Raw genomic sequence first — 15,560 nt, 5'->3', positions numbered from 1 at the left:
CGCTGTGTGATGTGCCGCGCCCGGTACGGCCGGTTCGGCACGGGCCGACCGTCGGAGCCCCCGGCCGGTGCTTCAGCGGACCCCGGGGCGTACGAGACCGGTCTCGTACGCGGCGATCGTCGCCTGGACGCGGTCGCGGACGCGTAGTTTGGCGAGGACGACCGCGACGTGGTCCTTGACGGTGCCCGGGCTGATGCCGAGTTCGGCGGCGATCTCGGCGTTGGCCAGCCCGCGGGCCACGTGCCGCAGGACCTCGGTCTCGCGCGGGGTGAGCTGCCGCAGCCGGGCGGCGTCGGCGGGGAAATCACCGGTGGCATACCGCTCGATCAGCCGTCGGGTCACCACGGGGTCGAGCAGCGCGGCGCCGCGGGCGGCGACGTGCACCGCGTCGACCACCCGCTCCGGCTCGGCGTCCTTGAGCAGGAAGCCGACGGCCCCGGCCCGCAGCGCGGCGAACACGTACTCGTCGAGGTCGAAGGTGGTCAGGACGACGACGCGGGTGCCGGGGGCGTCCGCGGTGATTCGGGCGGTGGCGGCCAGCCCGCCGACGCCCGGCATCCTGATGTCCATCAGAGCGACGTCCGGCCGCAGTTCGAGCACGCGCGCGACGGCGGACTCGCCGTCGGCCGCCTGACCGACGACGGACAGACCGGGTTCGGCGTCGAGGATCGCCACGATCCCGGCGCGTACGACGGCCTGGTCGTCGGCGACGGTCACCCTGATCGTGATGGGAACACCTCCGGCAGCCACACGCGTACCGCGTCGTCGGTCAGGGTGAGCGTACCGCCCATGGCGTCGGCCACCGCCTGGACGTGTCGTCGCGTGCCGGGCGCGGCAGGCAGCGGTCCCGACACCTCGACACCCGCGGCGCCGCGCAGCACGGTCAGGGTGACACCCTCGGCCAGCAGCATGGCCGCGACGCGGTATGCGGCCACACCCACGACGACGGGCTCGGCAGCGCGCGATCCCCGGTAGCTGACGGTGGCGCCGTAGCAGGTGGCCAGCGCGGAGATGCCGGCAAGCGTGGGCGGCGGCACGGCGACGCCGGCGCGACCGTCGGCGCCGTCGCCGCCATGCCCCTCACCGTCGTCGCCCCCGCCGCGCAGGTCCGCGAGCAGTTCCCTGAGCGTGGCGAGGCCGGCCCGTGCTTCGGCGAGGACGGTGTCGAGCCGCCCGGCGTCGGCGGCGGCCACCACGTCGCACGCGTGCCGGTGCGCGGTGCGCAGCAGGCCCGCGGCGATCACGCGGCGCTGGTTGCGTACGGCGTCGGCGGCGTCCCGTTCGAGTAGTTCACGGCTCCGGGCTGCGGCGGCCCTGCGGCGCTCACGCCGCAGGGCCGTGCGCACTCCCAGTCCCCACAGCGCGAAGGCGGGGACAGCGAGCAGGGCGGTCAGCGCCGCCCAGGCCGCCGCCCGGCTGCCGGTGATGCCGCTGCCGCCGGCGAGTGCCAACCCGCCGATCGCGGCGACCGCGACGGGGGCGAGGGCGCCGCGGCGTACCGGCAGATACGCGCCCGCGCTGTACGCGAAGGTCAGTTCGACCCACCAGTACACGAGGAAGATGTCACTGACCGGCGGTCGCGTCCAGCCGGCCTGGTCACAGCCCCACCACAGCACCAGCGCCGACAGCACCGCGATCAGCCCCGTCCCGGGGGCGCGCGACCGCCGGCCCAGCGGCACGGCGTGCAGGGCGGACAGCAGGACGAAGGCGAGGCCGGACAGCTTGCCGTGGAACGGGTCGGGCACGTCCTCGGACAGCAGGCCCACGCCCAGCGAGAGAGCGACGGCGAGCACGACCAGGGCCCAGTCGAGGGAAGTGGGCCCGCGCCAGAGCGGGTGGCGGCGTGGGCTCGCCGGCTCGACAGGACGAGGCCGGACCCAAAAGCGGAGGGCGAGCCCCCTGGCAGGGCTCACCCGTGCCCGGGCGCGCCGGCGAACACGGCCGGTGAAGCACGCGTACGCCGCCCGGCGTGGGCTGCGAGTCCCGGCGCGGCGAGCCAGAAGCGAACGGCGCGCGGGCGCCGCACCGTTGGGGGCCCGTGTGCTGCTGGACGCGGGCGCCACGTCCTGTTCCGGGTCGCACGGCGGAAGGCCCGTGCCCGGCGTGGCGCCGGGAGCCGGGGCCGGTCGTCGGGACACGGGCAGTGGACGTCCGGGCACCGCCGGGGGACGGGACCGCCGGACACGACGGCGTGCGCCCTCCGCCGTCGTCCCGAGCCACGCGGGAACCACGCCTCGCGGTCCGCCGGGCATCGGCCCGGACGACGGCTCTCCGGGCCAGGGGAGTTCGGCGTGGACGGCCCAGCCGCCGGACGTCGGTCCGTAGGAGAGCGTGCCGCCGGCCGCGCCGACGGTGCCGCGCAGTCCGGTCAGGCCGCGGCCGGTGCCGAGGTCCGGTTCCGCGACGGTGCCGCCGTCGTCCGTCACGGTGACCCTGATGAGTCCGGGGCGGCTGTCGAGGGCGACGCGTACGGCCGCGCCGCGGGCGTAGCGGGCCGTGTTGGTCAGCGCCTCGCGAACCACGCGGTACGCGACCGCGCACGTCGCGGCGGGGACGGCCGGCACGGTGTCGGTGGCGCGGCAATGCAACTCGGCGCCACACTCGGCGGCCAGCTCGGCGATGTCGGCGAGTGAGACGTGCGCGGCGCGGTCGCCCGCGTCTTCGCCCGGGCCCGCCAGGCGGTCCAGCTCCGCCACGGCCTTGCGGCCCGCGTCCGCCGCGTGCCGGAGGGCATCGGCGATCAGGTCCGGGTCGGTGAGCCGGTGGGCCGCCGCGGCGGAGACGACGATGGCGGTGAGCCGGTGTGCTGCCACGTCGTGCAGTTCGACGGCGAGCCGGTCCCGCTCAGCGAGCGCGGCGAACCGCGGAATGGCCGCCGCGCGGGCGCGGTACGCGGCCAGGGCGGCCCGTTCGGCCCGGCGCCGCCGCTGGGACCTGCCCAGCACCCAGGCCACGGCCGCGGCGCCGGCCGCCACCAAGGTCGTGCCCATGACGTTCCACGGGCGCAGTCCGGCAGCGGCGCCCGTCGTGGCGGCCGCCACGACGGCGACGGCCGATCCCGCGACGGCGAGCCCGGCGGTATGCCGCAGCGCGAGGGCATACAGAACGACGAACGCCACCACGGCGGCGACGGTGGCGGCCACGGTTGGGCTCACGGCCGCGCTCCGCGGGCGTACGAGTACGCGCTCCCGCGAGGCGGCCACGCCGCACGCCGGAACCGTCCGGGAAGGACCCGCGGCACCGGGTCCCGCATGCCCCGCCGCATGCCCGCAGGATAGCCAACCGGCCCTGGCCTCCCGTAAATTGAAAACCGGCCAGCCACCCTCTGTCGCCCGATTCGCGACGCGTCGGCCACGCGGAACCGGCTCCTTCGGAGAAGGGCGGGCGAAAGAGCGAGCACCCGCGCGGAGATCCGGTTGCCGCAGACCACAGCGAAGACGCGGACTGCCTCGGCGGGTACGCCGCGGTTGGCACCGGACGCACATGCGTTGGCCGCGAAGAAGCGTAGAGCGTCCCGATCGGAGCCCTCGCGCCATGGCCGTGCAGCCCAGGATCGCGCCGATGCTCGCCGCCCCGGCCGTCTGCCAACCGCGCACAACACAGCGGGCGTTCGAGGTGAAGCAGACCACGATCGAGGCGCCTCGTTCCCCGCGCGGCCGCCGGGCCGCAGCGACCGAGGCCGCCGCTCTGCTTGTGCCCGGTCCCGGGCACGGAGTTTGGTCATGGCCCGGTCCCGGGGCGGTGTCCGGCATCGCCCCGCCGTCGTCGTCGATGCGTATCGCGAGGGCGTCCTGACGGCAGTCGATCCGGACCGACGCCGTGGCCGCGTCCGCGTGCCGGGCGACGTTGAAGTCGACAACCCCCCGTCCCCGTCGCACAGGTTGAAGACCAAGTTAGCTGGCCGGCCCCGCGCGCGGGTCCCCTCGTGAACGAGCGGCCGTCTACCGCACACGCGGTACTTCCGTGCCTCCTGCGGCGTTCGTGGTAGCCGGGTGCGGCATCGGCGGCAGTGCGAAGTGTCTGCGTCCGCCGGACGACCGGGGGTGGGGCCGGCAGACATGCTCGGGCGACGCCCCGTCGCAGGAAGAGAAGTAGCACCTCGCATGTCTGTTCGTCGTCTGCTCGCTGCCACCGCGGCCACCGTGCTCGGAGGCATCGGGCTCGCTGCACCGGCGGCCGCGCATGTACCGGCCCACTCCGCCGCCGTCGATGCCTCCAGCCTGACCGCCGGACGCCTCGTCGGCATCACGGCCGCGCTCGTGGCGCTGGTCGGCGTGGCCATCGGTGGGCTGGCCCTGGGCCGCTCGGCCGACCGTGTCGGCACCGGCAACGGGCGAAGCAGGGCCCTGGTGGCCCTGGTGGCCGGGGCGGCCGACGCGGTCGTCGGCGTGCTGAACCTGGCCGTCGCCGATGGTGGTCCTGGTACCGGCAACGGAGTGGTCGGTGGCGCCTCGGCGCCGGTGCTGGGGCTGACCGGCACGGCCCTCGGTGCCCTGGCACTGGCCCGCTCCCGCCGCACCACCTGACGGCAAGGGCCACGAGCAGGCGCCCTGGCCTGCCTGAAGGCCGATCAGGTGCGGCCGAGCAGCGGTAGCTGTCGAGGCTCATGACCCGTCGGGGCGAGCACCTGCCGAACTGGCTCTACGGCGTCCGGCACGACGACCTGCCCGCGACGGCGGGCGGGTGCGCCGGCCCGCCCGCGAGCCCGTGGTCGGCGCGTGGCTTTCAGCCGGCTGTCAGGACCTCCACGCCGCGCGCCGTGAGCTGCCTGACGACTGCGTGGCGGGGGTCGGCGTCGGTGATCAGTCCGCTGGTCTCCTCCCAGGGCAGGACACGGAACCGGGAGGCGGTACCGATCTTCTCGGACGAGGCGAGGATGTAGGTGTCCGCGGCCCGTGCGGCCAGGGCGCGCTTCATTGCGGCCTCCTCGGTATCGCCGGTGGTCAGCCCCGCCTCCGGGTGGACGCCGGTGACACCGAGCAGACAGAGGTCGGCGGAGATGTTCTGGGTGGCCTCCACCGCGGTCGCGCCACAGGCGACCGCGGAGTGCTTGAAGATGCGGCCGCCGAGGAGGAAGACCTCGGCCTGCGGATGGTCGAGCAGCGCGGTCGCGATGGTCGGGCTGTGGGTGATCACCGTGCAGTCCAGGTCCGGCGGAAGGGCGTGGGCTACGGCCAGGGCCGTGGTGCCGCCGTCCAGGATCAGGGCGCCGCCCGGCCGTACCAGCGCTGCTGCCGCTGCTGCGACCTTTCGCTTGCCGCCAGGAGTGACGGCCTGCCGGGCGGCATGGTCCGCCACGGCTGGAGAAACAGGCAGCGCACCGCCGTAGACCCGCTGGCAGAGCCCCTCGGCGGCGAGGTCGCGCAGGTCACGCCGCACGCTGTCCTCGGAGATGCCCAGGTCCGCGGCGACGACCTTGGCGACGATCTTTCCCTCGCGGGCGAGCAGGTCCAGCAGATGGTCCCGTCGTTCAGCCGCCAACATCCTTACTCCTTCCGGTTCTTGCATGTTTCTGCGTGTACTGTAGCGCGCCATGACCGACAGACCGACGCCCGTCCTCATCGCCGGGCCGTACCGCTCACGCGTCGACGGCAACCCGCGGGCCATGGCCGCGAACCTCGCCCGTCTCGAAGCGGCGGCGGGGCCGGTGTTCGCCGCCGGACACGTACCCGTGCTCGGCGAGTGGATCGCCCCGCCCGTCCTGCGCTCGGCCGGTGCGGGTCCCACCGATCCCCTCGGTGATCAGGTTCTCCACTCGGCTTCCGAGCGCCTGTCGGCCCACTGCGACGCCGCGCCCCGGCCTCCTGGTGACTCCACCGGAGCCGATCGGGACATTGCCACCGCCCGCCGTCGTGGCCTGCCCATCCATCACCACGTGAACGAGATCCCTCGCCACACCCTGAAGGAGACCGCGTGACCGGTCCGACGCCCCGCCCCGGCATCGACACCCCTGACCACCGCGGCCGCACCGGTCTCGACCGCGCCGGACGCGACCTGGACCGCAACCCCGACATCGTCATCCGCGATGTGGAGCTCACCTCCCGGGGCTGGCACGTGCTGCGCCGCACCACCTTCGACTACCGGCGCCGAGACGGGCGCTGGGAGACCCAGCAGCGCGAGACGTACGACCGCGGCAACGGCGCGGTCGTCCTGCCGTATGACGCCGATCGTGGCTGCGTGCTGCTCACCCGTCAGTTCCGCTACCCGGCCTACGTCAACGACCATCCCGACGGCATGCTCATCGAGGCGGCGGCTGGGCTGCTCGACGGCGACACCCCGCTCGCCGCCGTCCGGCGCGAGGCCGCCGAGGAGCTCGGGGTCGCACTCGGCCCGCTCACTCACGTCCTGGACGCCTACATGAGTCCCGGCTCGGTCACCGAGCGCCTGCACTTCTATGCGGCCCCCTACACGTCGGCCGACCGTACCGGCAACGGCGGCGGGCTGGAGGAGGACGGCGAGGACATCGAGGTGCTCGAACTACCCTTCTCCGAGGCCCTCTCCATGGTCCGCGACGGACGCATCGCCGACGGCAAGACCATCATGCTCCTGCAATGGGCCGCTCTGAACGGCCTCTTCGCCCCCACAGGGAGCACCAGCTGACACCGCCGTACCCCGGCCGGCCCCGCTTCGGCAGTACGGGTCGGCCGGGGCACGCCCTCGGGCGGCGAGCTCCGGCCACTCGACGAACTGTCCGCGTTCGCAGCGGGCTCCAGCACGGCCGCGGACACAACGGGGCACCACTGACGGTGTGCCAACGGGCCGGGCGGACTCGACCAGCTCGCATGCCATCACCGGACGGCCGCGCGCGAGCCCCCGGCCGGCTGCGCACCTGCGATCACCCACGCGGACACACCGCACTCGCAGGCAAACCACCCGCCGGCCGCGTTCCCGACCTCACAGGGCGATACGACCAAGCCGGCCGTGGCGGCGTGTGTTCGGAACTGGCGTACGAGCTCGCTCCTGAGGCTTCCGATTTCACGGTTCTTGGTGGCAAGCGCTCGGCGGGAGTGCGGCATGGTGCGCCTCCGGGGCGGCGACGCCGGTGCCCCGGCCGCGCCGCTTCCCCGTGGATCCGGTGGCCGAGGACGGGGCGAGGTGCGGCGGTCGGCCCGCAGGGGGATCCTTGCGCACGAACGCACGCCGCAGAGCGTGGTACGACGATCGCGGATCGAAGAAGATCCGCCGCATCACGGTCAGCTCCTCCGCCCGGTAGGCGGCCAGAGGCTTGTGGGCTTCGTCCCGGTCCCGTTCGGCCTTCTTGGCGGCGATACGCAACCGAGTCGCGGGCGACGCGGTGAACTGGGCCGCCAGCCGGGCGACTTCGTCCGAGAACGACTGCGCATCGCAGTCGACCGTCCGGTCGGCCAGGCCGAGCCGCACTGCGGCCTCGGCACTCACCGGCAGCGCAGTTCCCGTGAGGCGCTCCGCGACAGCGGCCCCCACCCGGCGCGGCAGTGTGTACGTCCAGTACTCGGATCCGTACAGCCCCATGAGGCGGTAGTGCGGGTTCAGCACCGTCGCCTGCCTGCACCAGACCTCGTCGGCGGCGAGGGCGAGCATCACCCCGCCTGCGGCGGCGTTGCCGGCCACGGCGGAGACCACCAGCCGGTCGTTCGTGGTGAGAACTGCCTCCACGAGGTCGTTCATGGCATTGATGTTGGCCCAGGACTCCTCGCCGGGATCGGCGGCGGCCTCGATGACATTGAGGTGGATGCCGTTGGAGAAGAAGTCCCGGCCACCCCCGAGCACCAGCACCGAGGTGGGCCGTCGGCACGCCATCCGGTAGGCGTCGAGCAGGCGTCGGCACTGCGTGGTGCTCATCGCGCCGCCGGGGAAGGAGAACGCGAGGAAACCGGCCTGTCCCTCCTCGCGATAGCTGATGTCGCTCCAGCCGCTCCGGTGCGCCTGCTCGTGCGGCGGCGCGGGACGTCGCGGAAGCGCGGGCAGACGCCCGCCGAGTGCCGTCGTCGCGGGCAGTTTGAACGTGGCGGGACCATCCGGCCGACGGCAGGCCCGGAGCTCGGGGATCCACACCGCGCCGTCGGCCGTCGCCCGGCAGACCGCCCCCGCCCGTACGGCCACCAACTCGCCCGGATTCCCGCGCAGTTCGGGCTCCGGATGCCCCCCGTGCAGAAACCACTCGTCCCCCAGCAACTCGTCACGTACGCCGGGGGAGGAGTCGGCGGCACGCAGCTTGCGAAGAACCGTTTCCGTGGAGTCGGATGCCCAGTCGATGCGCCGATGCTCCTGACGCAGGTACGGGCGCGTACGGATGAGCAACTCCGCGCCTGCGCCGCTCTGCGGACGAGGAACGTACGCACCGGAGGAGAAGCGTTCGACGGCGAGGTGCACGGCCCGCGACGCGGCGTCCGATACTTCGTTGCGGTACAGATCACTCTTGCCCACCGGGGGCACCGGAAAGGTGGCCGACGCCCAGACGGCCCCGGCGTCCATCTTCTCTTCGGCCTGCAGGACGGTCACCCCCCAGGTGTCCGCGCCCTCTTGAATGGCCCAGTCGAGAGACGAGGGCCCGCGGTCGCCCGGTGGGCCGGGATGGACGACGAGGCAGGTGTGCGCCGCCCACACGTCCCGCGGGATGGCGGTCTTCAGCATCGGGGCCACGACGAGGTCCGGCGCGAACTCCCGCACGGCCTGCCGCAACGACGCGTCGCGCACCGAATCGTCCGGCAACGCGATTTCTACCGCTACGGTATGGCCGCGGTCCCTCAACTCGGCATGAATACGCTGAGTGAGGCTGTTGAACACGCTCGCCACGAGCAGAATGCGCACAACGATCTCCCAACGCCCGGCCCGTCCCGGTCTGGACGGGTCCGGACGGTTGCGATGCTGGGGCACGGCCGACGGGGCACGGGCAGCAACCGGCTGGCGAGTCACCCGAAAGCGAACGCAGTGGCGGCCACTCAGGGGAACCCGTGCCCGGACCGCTCCAGCTCGCCCACCGACCTCACCGGATCCGCTCGCTCATGAGTGCTTCGACCGGCGCATGATGCGCAACCGCTCCCGCGGAACAGGGCCCGGCTCCGGATCCGAGGCCGGCCGACGGAGCTGAGGGGCTTCCGGCTCGGTAGGAGGCGGTGCGCGGAGCTACCGTTCCTGATCCGCGCAGTGGGTCCTCAAGGCCGGCGAGGAGCGCCGACCGCCCCCGGCCCGGGGGGGGGCATGGAGCGGCCAGGCAGCGCCGCGGCACGGCGGGGGAGTGAACGTCGGCGTCAGCGGACACCGGCTGATCCGGCTGCTCCCACCCGTGCCGCTGCCCGGTCACCCACCGGCCGAGGCCATGGCACTGACGGCGGCGCGCTCACGGCAATTACGTTCGTTCGGAGGGATTGGCGCCCTTGAAGGGATGCGGAGGACAGTCCCTGCACATGATGCCGTCACTGAACGATCACGGCGTTGGAGGCTCCGAAGTGGCTGTGCAGGACCACGGCACCACCGGGACCGGCGGAGAACCGCTGGACCTGGCCGATCAAAAGCTGGCTCGTGACCCGTTCACGGCCTACGCGCCCGTCCGTGAACGGGAGCAGATGGTGCGGGGGCGTTCGCAAGGCGTCGACCCGATGTGGGTGGCCACCCGCCACGACGACATCCGCACGATCATGAGCGACGCCCGCTTCACCATCGACGCCGCGACCGTCCCCGGCGCGCCGGTGGCCCACCGCACCGAACAGACCTGGCAGGCCCGCGGCATGTACTCGGGACACGAGAGATATCTGCGCGCCGGAATCTTCGACGCGGACGGCGCCGATCACCGCCGTCTCCGCAGCCTGGTCACCGCCGCGTTCTCCCCGGGCCGCGTGGCCGCATTGCGCCCCAGGATCGAGGCCATCGCCGACGAACTGCTCGATCGCCTGCCGGGCCACGCGGAGAACGGCGTCGTCGACCTGATCGAGCACTTCGCCCGGCCGTTGCCCATCACCGTCATCTGTGAACTCATCGCCGTCCCCGAAGCCGACCGGGACCGCTGGCGGGCACGGAGCGCCACACTGACCGCCGGTGTCTGCGGTGACGAACTGGGCGCCGCGCTCGCCGGCATGGTCGATGACGCGCACGCCCTCGTGGATCACCATGCCGGCCACCCCGGCAGCGACCTCGTCTCCGAACTGCTCGCGCCCCATCACCATGACCGGCTGAGCACCGACGAGTTGGTCGCCCTCGTCACCAACCTCGTCATCGCCGGGCACATCACCACCGTCAACCTCATCGCCAACAGCACCGAAGCACTCCTCACCCACCCCGACCAGCTCGCCCTGCTGCGCGAAGACGCCACCCTCATGCCACACGCCGTCGACGAACTCATTCGCTACTGCGGCCCCGTCGTTCGCGGGCTGCCCCGCTACGCCGCCTGCGACACAACTGTCGGCAGCACCCCCGTGCGCACCGGGGAAGCCATCCTCCCGATCGTTTCCGCGGCCAACCGCGACCCGGCCGTCTTCACCGACCCCGATCGTCTTGACCTCGGCCGCACCCGCCGCGGCAGGGAATCTCATCTTGGATTCGGGCACGGCGCCCACCGCTGTCTGGGCGCGCACCTCGCCCAGGAGGAGACCGCCGTGGCTCTGACCGCGTTGCTCGACCGTGTCCCCGATCTGCAGCTCGCCACCGACCCGAAGCAGCTGGAACGCGGAACCAACCCTGTCAACTGGTACCTGAAAGCTCTCCCCGTACGCCTGCAAGCCCGGTCCCAGGGTGTGCATCGAAAGTAGATCCCGGTCGCGGGACGATCTTGGTTCGTGGCGCGTCGAGATCTGACGGACGAGCAAGGGGCGGTGCCGGAGCCGTTGTTGCCGAGGGGCAAGAAGCCCGGCCGCCCGCTGACATGGGCCCGGCGACAGTTGATCGACGACCTACGGCTCCGGTTCCGCACCGGTGCCTGTGCCCACCTGCGGCGTCGCGGTATCCGCTGCACCATTACGGACAAGGCCGACCACGTCCGTAACCGCGAGAAGCGCGGATCCAGCGGTGGCCGGCCACGGAAGTTCGACCCAGAGGACTACAAGGCCCGGCACGCGGTCGAGTGCGGCATCAATCGCCTCAAGCGACATCGAGCCGTGGCCACCAGGTACGACAAACTCGCGGCCCGCTACGAGCCCACCGTCCTCGTCGCGGCCATCAACGAGTGGTTGTGACGTACTGGTCCGACGACAACTCGAACACCCGTACTCGCCGACCGCAGGTGGGATTGACGGTCTCACGGACCGGACGCATCCCCAGTTTGGTCATGATCCGTTCGGAGGCGTCGTTGCCCACTTGGGTGATGCTGACGATCCGTTCCAGCCCTCGCTCTTCGAACCCGAACCGTACAGCGGCCGCAGCGGCCTCGGTGGCCAGGCCCTGCCCCCAGTGGGAACGTCCCAGCCGCCAGCCGACCTCGACCGCCGGCAGTACCTCCGGCAGGAAGTCGGGCACCGAAAGGCCGGTGAACCCGGCCAGCTCGCCGGTGGACCGGATCTCCACGGCGAACAGGCCGAAGCCCTGTGACTCCCACTCGCTCTCCCACGCCTGGACCCCGCTGCGAGTCTGCTGTTCGTCGCGGACACTGCCGTCACGGATCCACCGCATGACCTCGGGGTCGGCATTGACGGCGGCCATGGGCGCAATGTCTTCCTCGCGCCAGCGACGCAGGATCAAACGGGGAGTCTTGAGCGTGACCATCCAATCATTCTGGATCACAAATGGGCTCTCCGTCATCCTCACCAGGCACTTGCGATACACGCCCTGGTGCTCCGACCGAGAGGGACCACCAGGTCGGTGGTGGCGTGGCCCGATCCGGTCGGATGCGGGCGGAGCCGGTCGAGGGCCGAAGTCTCCCGGCGCCCTGCCACCGGCTCCCACGGTGTCGCCTGCTTCCACGGCTGCTAGTGGGTCGGCGGCCTGTCGCGCCGACCGAGGCCTTCAGCGCCTCGGCGAGGTTGTTGCGACTGTCGTGGAGCTCGCTGCGCACTGACGGCTGAACCCGTATCGCAGGTCTGCGGGGCCGTGCCCGGACGGCTATGCGGGGGGAGGCTTCCGGCCCCCGCGTTCCGTTCGCGTTCGGCGCGGTCGTCGGCACCGACTGGCCCGCGGTCCCCGGCCGGGCCTTCCACAGCACGCCGGTCGACAGCGAGAAGAGCAGCAGGTTGCCGATGCTCAACTGCGCTCCTTCACGCCAGTCGTGCCGTGGACGCCGGGAGCATCGCCGCCGGCGAGACGCTGGACACGCCGTCGTAGTCGCCCAGAACGGGATGCAGGTCGGCCGACACCACCGGCTTGCCCAGCAGCAGAATGTCGCCCGCGAGCCAGGCGAACGACGCCACAACACCCGCGAGTCCGGCGAGCCCCACTCGCCCGACCGCCTTGTCGTCCATCACCATGTCATCCCCTATCATGATGAAAATTAGGTGAGGCTAGCCTTACTTACAGGTTTGGTGGGTGTGGCCCCGCCCGTGCTGTGCGGAACTCGCCGACGGTCGATTCCGGTCACCCCGCCCGCCCGCCCGACCGGCAGGACCCGGTCGAACTCTCCCGCCTGCTCGTCCTCCCCTGTCATTGCGGGCGATACAGGTCGATGGTCGGGTCGCATCGGGCAGTGGCGGCGCCCCGCCGCATCGCAGGGCGCCGGAGCGCCAGGGACTCATTCCTGCCGTGTTCCGAGCCGCTCGGTCAGGAAGGCGATGATTTCGTCTCGGGCCTGCATGGTGGGGTGACCGTCCCGATCAACGAGGTGCGCCGTGACGACACTGTGGGCGCAACCGACGACGTCGCGGAAGAACGGTGGCGGATTCGTGTTCGCCGTCCCGGCCTCGAGTACGCGACCGTCGAATGCGTCCCCGAGCAGTGCTCGGTAGGCCGCGAACCGCTGGCCAGTGCACCAGTTGTCGTTGTCGAAGCGGTAGGCGAGAACCTTCAATCCGTCTCGCGCTACGCGTTGAGCCACGGCAGCAGCGTCTTCGTCACTGAGCTCCAGGCCGCCGGCATCGTCGAGCGGAAGCGACGGATGGTTCACCACCGGTGCGATGACAGCCGGTTCGAGTGCCATGGTCAAGGCGAAGTTGCCGGTAAAACACAGACCGACGGCGCCGACGCCGGGCCCGCCGCGCTCGGCGTGCGCCAGGCGAGCGAGGCCGCGCAGCCACGTGACGACGGGGCTGGTGCCCCCGCCGGCGAACGCTCGGAACTCGGCGCTGACACATGCGCGTCGAACGATGGTCTCCTGTGCCTCGGCGAGCGGATAGGCACCGTCGACGCCGAAGAGAGAGGGCAGGTACACGGAGAATCCGGCATCCCGCACCCAACGCGCGAACCGGGCGACGTCGGGGCTGATCCCCGGCATCTCGGGCATGAGGACGACTGCCGGTCCTGACCCGGCAACGTACACGGTCTTGTCGACGTCATCGACGCTGACGACTCTTCGCGAGAAGTCGTCCAAGGGGTCGTTCTGCCCTCGCATGATTGTCATGACCGAGATGGTGGCGAGTGGCCGCCCTCTCTGAGAAGCGGCGGCATCGCCATGTATCCGGGTAATATCGCCACCTGTTCCCGAGGTGCTGGAGGGGCAGCATGAGCCCGCTGCGAGTCGGTGTGCTGGCCTACCCCGGCTGCTTCGCGTCGGAGGTGTTCGGAGTTCCCGACCTCCTGACGATGGCCACTCACGTCGCGGCGGCGCACGGGTCGGTCCAGGCGGGCTACGAGACGTCGGTCATCTCACCCCGGCGACGGGTGACCGCGTCCGGTGGCTCGGTCATCGACGTCTCGGCGGTCCGCCCGGTGGACGTCCTGATCGTGCCGGGCTTCGAGCTTTCGCCCATGCTCGATCTCGACGCCACACTCGCGAACCTGGGACCGGAAGTGGCATCGATTCGATCGCAGGCGGCCTCCGGGACCGCTGTGGTATCGATCTGCGTGGGCGCCTTCCTGCTCGCTGAAGCCGGGCTGCTCGGCGGGCGCGAAGCGACCACGTCCTGGTTGTTCGCGGACCGGTTCGCCCGCCGGTACGTCGACGTACGCCTCCGCCCGGAGAAATTGGTCGTGACCGACCGGGGGGTGACGACCACAGCGGCCTTCAGCGCCATGTACGACTTCGCGCTGCAGTTCGTTCGCGAGCACGACGGCCCCCGCGTCGCCCGCAGCACCGCGCGCATCGCGCTCGTCGATGACGCACGTTCCACGCAGGCTCCCTATGTCGACTCGCGGCTCGTACCCACCGCGGGCGGGGAGTTCTCACTCAGCGTCAAGCGGTGGCTCGACCAGAACCTCAGTGCTCGCTATGACCTGTCCGCCCTCGCCCAGGAGTTCCACGTGAGCACGAGAACCATGCTCCGTCGCTTCGGCGACGAAGCCGGCGAGACGCCACTCGCGTATCTGCAGACGGCCCGGGTGCGTCGAGCCAGACACCTGCTGGAGACGACCGACAAGACCGTCGCAAGCATCGCCGCCGATGTCGGGTACCTCGACCCCGGGGCGTTCGGCGGCATCTTCGCCAGGCACACGGGCCGGCGGCCGGGGGAGTATCGCGCGATGTTCCGTCGTCGCCGCGACGGGTAGAGCAGCCGCACCGCTGCGCCGTCGGCTTATCTTGCAGACTTGGCCTCCACCCTGATGGATGCGCGCCGGGCCTTGCCGATGACGCTCTCGGGGTAGCCGTAGCTCACTCGGTGCTCGGCGAATCGTCCTCGTCCTCAATCAGGACGGTTCCGTCAGGTTCCCACTCGGGCGCTGCGCACACGTCGCAGTACAGCTCGGGGCCCGGATCCGCACAGAAGGTGGCCGTCCACCACTCGCCGCGCGGGACCGACATCACGTATGTGAACCGGCTTGTCCAGCCGCCCGGCGCCCGAGGCGGCTTCGGCAGCCGCAGCACCCCGTCCGAACGGATCCGGTCGAGCATCTCGACGGGCAGGTCGGCCAGCACGAACGCGAGTCGGGTGACGTCGTAGCCGGCGTCCATCACGATCAGGATGTCGGGATCGCCGTCGGTCCAGTGCCCGGCCGCGACCAGGCGCTCGTCGACGGCGCGTAGTTGATCGGCGGTCACTGCGGTGGCGTCGTCCCGGGGCCCGAGCCGGGCCGCGTCCGAGATCCCCGTCCACGATGTGTGCCCGGACTCCAGCGCAACCACGAAGGAGTAGGGCGCCGGCCCGGGATGAACTGCGAGACGCTCTTTGCCCGGCCGTAGATGTGGCAGAACAGCCGCTCCGCGCTCGTCGACGCGCCGGATCGCAGTCAGGCGCCTGCGCGCCTTTGCCCCTGTGATCCACGGCTTCCTCGACACCATCCGCGAGGGCCATCCGACGACACCGCCGCTGGTCGTGTCTCCCGTTCTGCACCCGGTGCACCAAGGCACTCCCGGCCCCTCGCGCCCGACTTCGACGGCGGGACCTTGCGGTTCACGGGCACGGGGGATCCCGCCGAACGTGCCGCCGGACGCCTGACGCTCAACGCCATCCGCGACGAACTCGCCCGGATCGTCGAGTAGGGGGCGGCTGACGACCGAACCGGTCCGCACGACCGGCCGGCCGCCCGGGGGACCGATTCGGCCCCGGACCGGTCCCCGGGGCACCTAC

Annotated in this window: 13 protein-coding genes and 2 pseudogenes; 7 read left to right on the top strand and 8 right to left on the bottom strand. The window is 71.8% G+C overall.

Going from position 1 to position 15,560, the window contains the following annotated elements:
- Window positions 1-72: 72 nt before the first annotated feature.
- Both AB0E67_RS10755 and AB0E67_RS10750 read right to left on the bottom strand, forming a co-directional pair.
- Window positions 73-717, bottom strand: coding sequence for a response regulator transcription factor (locus AB0E67_RS10755; RefSeq protein ID WP_362023849.1), 645 nt, complete (start codon window positions 715-717; stop codon window positions 73-75).
- Window positions 714-3,155, bottom strand: a complete 2,442-nt coding sequence (locus AB0E67_RS10750; RefSeq protein WP_362023846.1) for a histidine kinase — start codon at window positions 3,153-3,155, stop codon at window positions 714-716. The genes AB0E67_RS10755 and AB0E67_RS10750 overlap by 4 nt, the downstream gene beginning before the upstream one ends.
- A 948-nt stretch (window positions 3,156-4,103) precedes the next feature.
- Here AB0E67_RS10750 and AB0E67_RS10745 point away from each other — a divergent pair.
- Entirely contained in the window at window positions 4,104-4,526 is a 423-nt protein-coding gene (locus tag AB0E67_RS10745; RefSeq protein WP_362023843.1) for a DUF6223 family protein, read from the top strand.
- Between the two features lie 199 nt (window positions 4,527-4,725).
- Here the strand turns inward: AB0E67_RS10745 and AB0E67_RS10740 are convergent, their stop codons facing one another.
- The gene (locus tag AB0E67_RS10740) at window positions 4,726-5,484 is read right to left on the bottom strand and encodes a DeoR/GlpR family DNA-binding transcription regulator (RefSeq protein ID WP_362023840.1); all 759 of its coding nucleotides are present in this window, start codon (window positions 5,482-5,484) and stop codon (window positions 4,726-4,728) included.
- Between the two features lie 49 nt (window positions 5,485-5,533).
- Between AB0E67_RS10740 and AB0E67_RS10735 the strand changes: the two genes are divergently transcribed.
- Both AB0E67_RS10735 and AB0E67_RS10730 read left to right on the top strand, forming a co-directional pair.
- Complete coding sequence (locus AB0E67_RS10735; RefSeq protein ID WP_362023837.1) at window positions 5,534-5,917, top strand: DUF4406 domain-containing protein; 384 nt, start codon at window positions 5,534-5,536, stop codon at window positions 5,915-5,917.
- A complete protein-coding gene (locus AB0E67_RS10730; RefSeq protein WP_362023834.1) occupies window positions 5,914-6,600 on the top strand; it encodes an NUDIX domain-containing protein in 687 nt (228 codons plus the stop codon). Before AB0E67_RS10735 ends, AB0E67_RS10730 begins: the two co-directional genes overlap by 4 nt.
- 375 nt (window positions 6,601-6,975) lie before the next feature.
- Here AB0E67_RS10730 and AB0E67_RS10725 read toward each other — a convergent pair whose 3' ends face one another.
- Window positions 6,976-8,790, bottom strand: a complete 1,815-nt coding sequence (locus AB0E67_RS10725; protein ID WP_362023831.1) for a hydrogenase maturation protein — start codon at window positions 8,788-8,790, stop codon at window positions 6,976-6,978.
- 638 nt (window positions 8,791-9,428) lie between these two features.
- Between AB0E67_RS10725 and AB0E67_RS10720 the strand changes: the two genes are divergently transcribed.
- Window positions 9,429-10,724 carry a cytochrome P450 gene (locus tag AB0E67_RS10720; RefSeq protein WP_362023828.1) on the top strand — a complete coding sequence of 432 codons (1,296 nt, stop codon included), beginning with the start codon at window positions 9,429-9,431 and terminating at the stop codon, window positions 10,722-10,724.
- A 27-nt stretch (window positions 10,725-10,751) separates the two neighbouring features.
- Window positions 10,752-11,147 carry a transposase gene (locus tag AB0E67_RS10715; RefSeq protein ID WP_362023825.1) on the top strand — a complete coding sequence of 132 codons (396 nt, stop codon included), beginning with the start codon at window positions 10,752-10,754 and terminating at the stop codon, window positions 11,145-11,147.
- On the opposite strand, the gene AB0E67_RS10710 is transcribed toward AB0E67_RS10715, so the two are convergent.
- The 3 genes from AB0E67_RS10710 to AB0E67_RS10700 form a co-directional block, all read right to left on the bottom strand.
- Window positions 11,131-11,673, bottom strand: coding sequence for a GNAT family N-acetyltransferase (locus tag AB0E67_RS10710; protein ID WP_362023822.1), 543 nt, complete (start codon window positions 11,671-11,673; stop codon window positions 11,131-11,133). The two genes, AB0E67_RS10715 and AB0E67_RS10710, sit on opposite strands and share 17 nt — an antisense overlap.
- A gap of 488 nt (window positions 11,674-12,161) precedes the next feature.
- Window positions 12,162-12,386 carry a hypothetical protein gene (locus tag AB0E67_RS10705; RefSeq protein WP_362023819.1) on the bottom strand — a complete coding sequence of 75 codons (225 nt, stop codon included), beginning with the start codon at window positions 12,384-12,386 and terminating at the stop codon, window positions 12,162-12,164.
- Window positions 12,387-12,631: 245 nt separating this feature from the next.
- The gene (locus AB0E67_RS10700; RefSeq protein ID WP_362023818.1) at window positions 12,632-13,456 is read right to left on the bottom strand and encodes a dienelactone hydrolase family protein; all 825 of its coding nucleotides are present in this window, start codon (window positions 13,454-13,456) and stop codon (window positions 12,632-12,634) included.
- A gap of 122 nt (window positions 13,457-13,578) precedes the next feature.
- Between AB0E67_RS10700 and AB0E67_RS10695 the strand changes: the two genes are divergently transcribed.
- Window positions 13,579-14,541, top strand: a complete 963-nt coding sequence (locus AB0E67_RS10695; protein WP_362023815.1) for a helix-turn-helix domain-containing protein — start codon at window positions 13,579-13,581, stop codon at window positions 14,539-14,541.
- Window positions 14,542-14,836: 295 nt separating this feature from the next.
- On the opposite strand, the pseudogene AB0E67_RS10690 reads toward AB0E67_RS10695, so the two are convergent.
- Window positions 14,837-15,219 (bottom strand): annotated as a pseudogene (locus AB0E67_RS10690) (transposase); the annotation flags it as partial.
- Between AB0E67_RS10690 and AB0E67_RS10685 the strand changes: the two are divergent.
- Window positions 15,219-15,469 (top strand): annotated as a pseudogene (locus tag AB0E67_RS10685) (lipase); the annotation flags it as partial. The pseudogenes AB0E67_RS10690 and AB0E67_RS10685 sit on opposite strands and share 1 nt — an antisense overlap.
- Window positions 15,470-15,560: the final 91 nt, after the last annotated feature.

Source organism: Streptomyces sp. NPDC032161, from assembly GCF_040636995.1.
Taxonomy (GTDB): Bacteria; Actinomycetota; Actinomycetes; order Streptomycetales; family Streptomycetaceae; genus Streptomyces.
This window is presented reverse-complemented; position numbering and strand designations above follow the sequence as displayed.

Bases quoted from the DNA above. Each gene is read 5' to 3' on its own strand.
- AB0E67_RS10745 (WP_362023843.1), top strand. From the start codon at position 4,104: ATGTCTGTTCGTCGTCTGCTCGCTGCCACCGCGGCCACCGTGCTCGGA.
- AB0E67_RS10735 (WP_362023837.1), top strand. From the start codon at position 5,534: ATGACCGACAGACCGACGCCCGTCCTCATCGCCGGGCCGTACCGCTCA.
- AB0E67_RS10710 (WP_362023822.1), bottom strand. From the start codon at position 11,673: ATGGTCACGCTCAAGACTCCCCGTTTGATCCTGCGTCGCTGGCGCGAG.
- AB0E67_RS10740 (WP_362023840.1), bottom strand. From the start codon at position 5,484: ATGTTGGCGGCTGAACGACGGGACCATCTGCTGGACCTGCTCGCCCGC.
- AB0E67_RS10700 (WP_362023818.1), bottom strand. From the start codon at position 13,456: ATGACAATCATGCGAGGGCAGAACGACCCCTTGGACGACTTCTCGCGA.
- AB0E67_RS10705 (WP_362023819.1), bottom strand. From the start codon at position 12,386: ATGATAGGGGATGACATGGTGATGGACGACAAGGCGGTCGGGCGAGTG.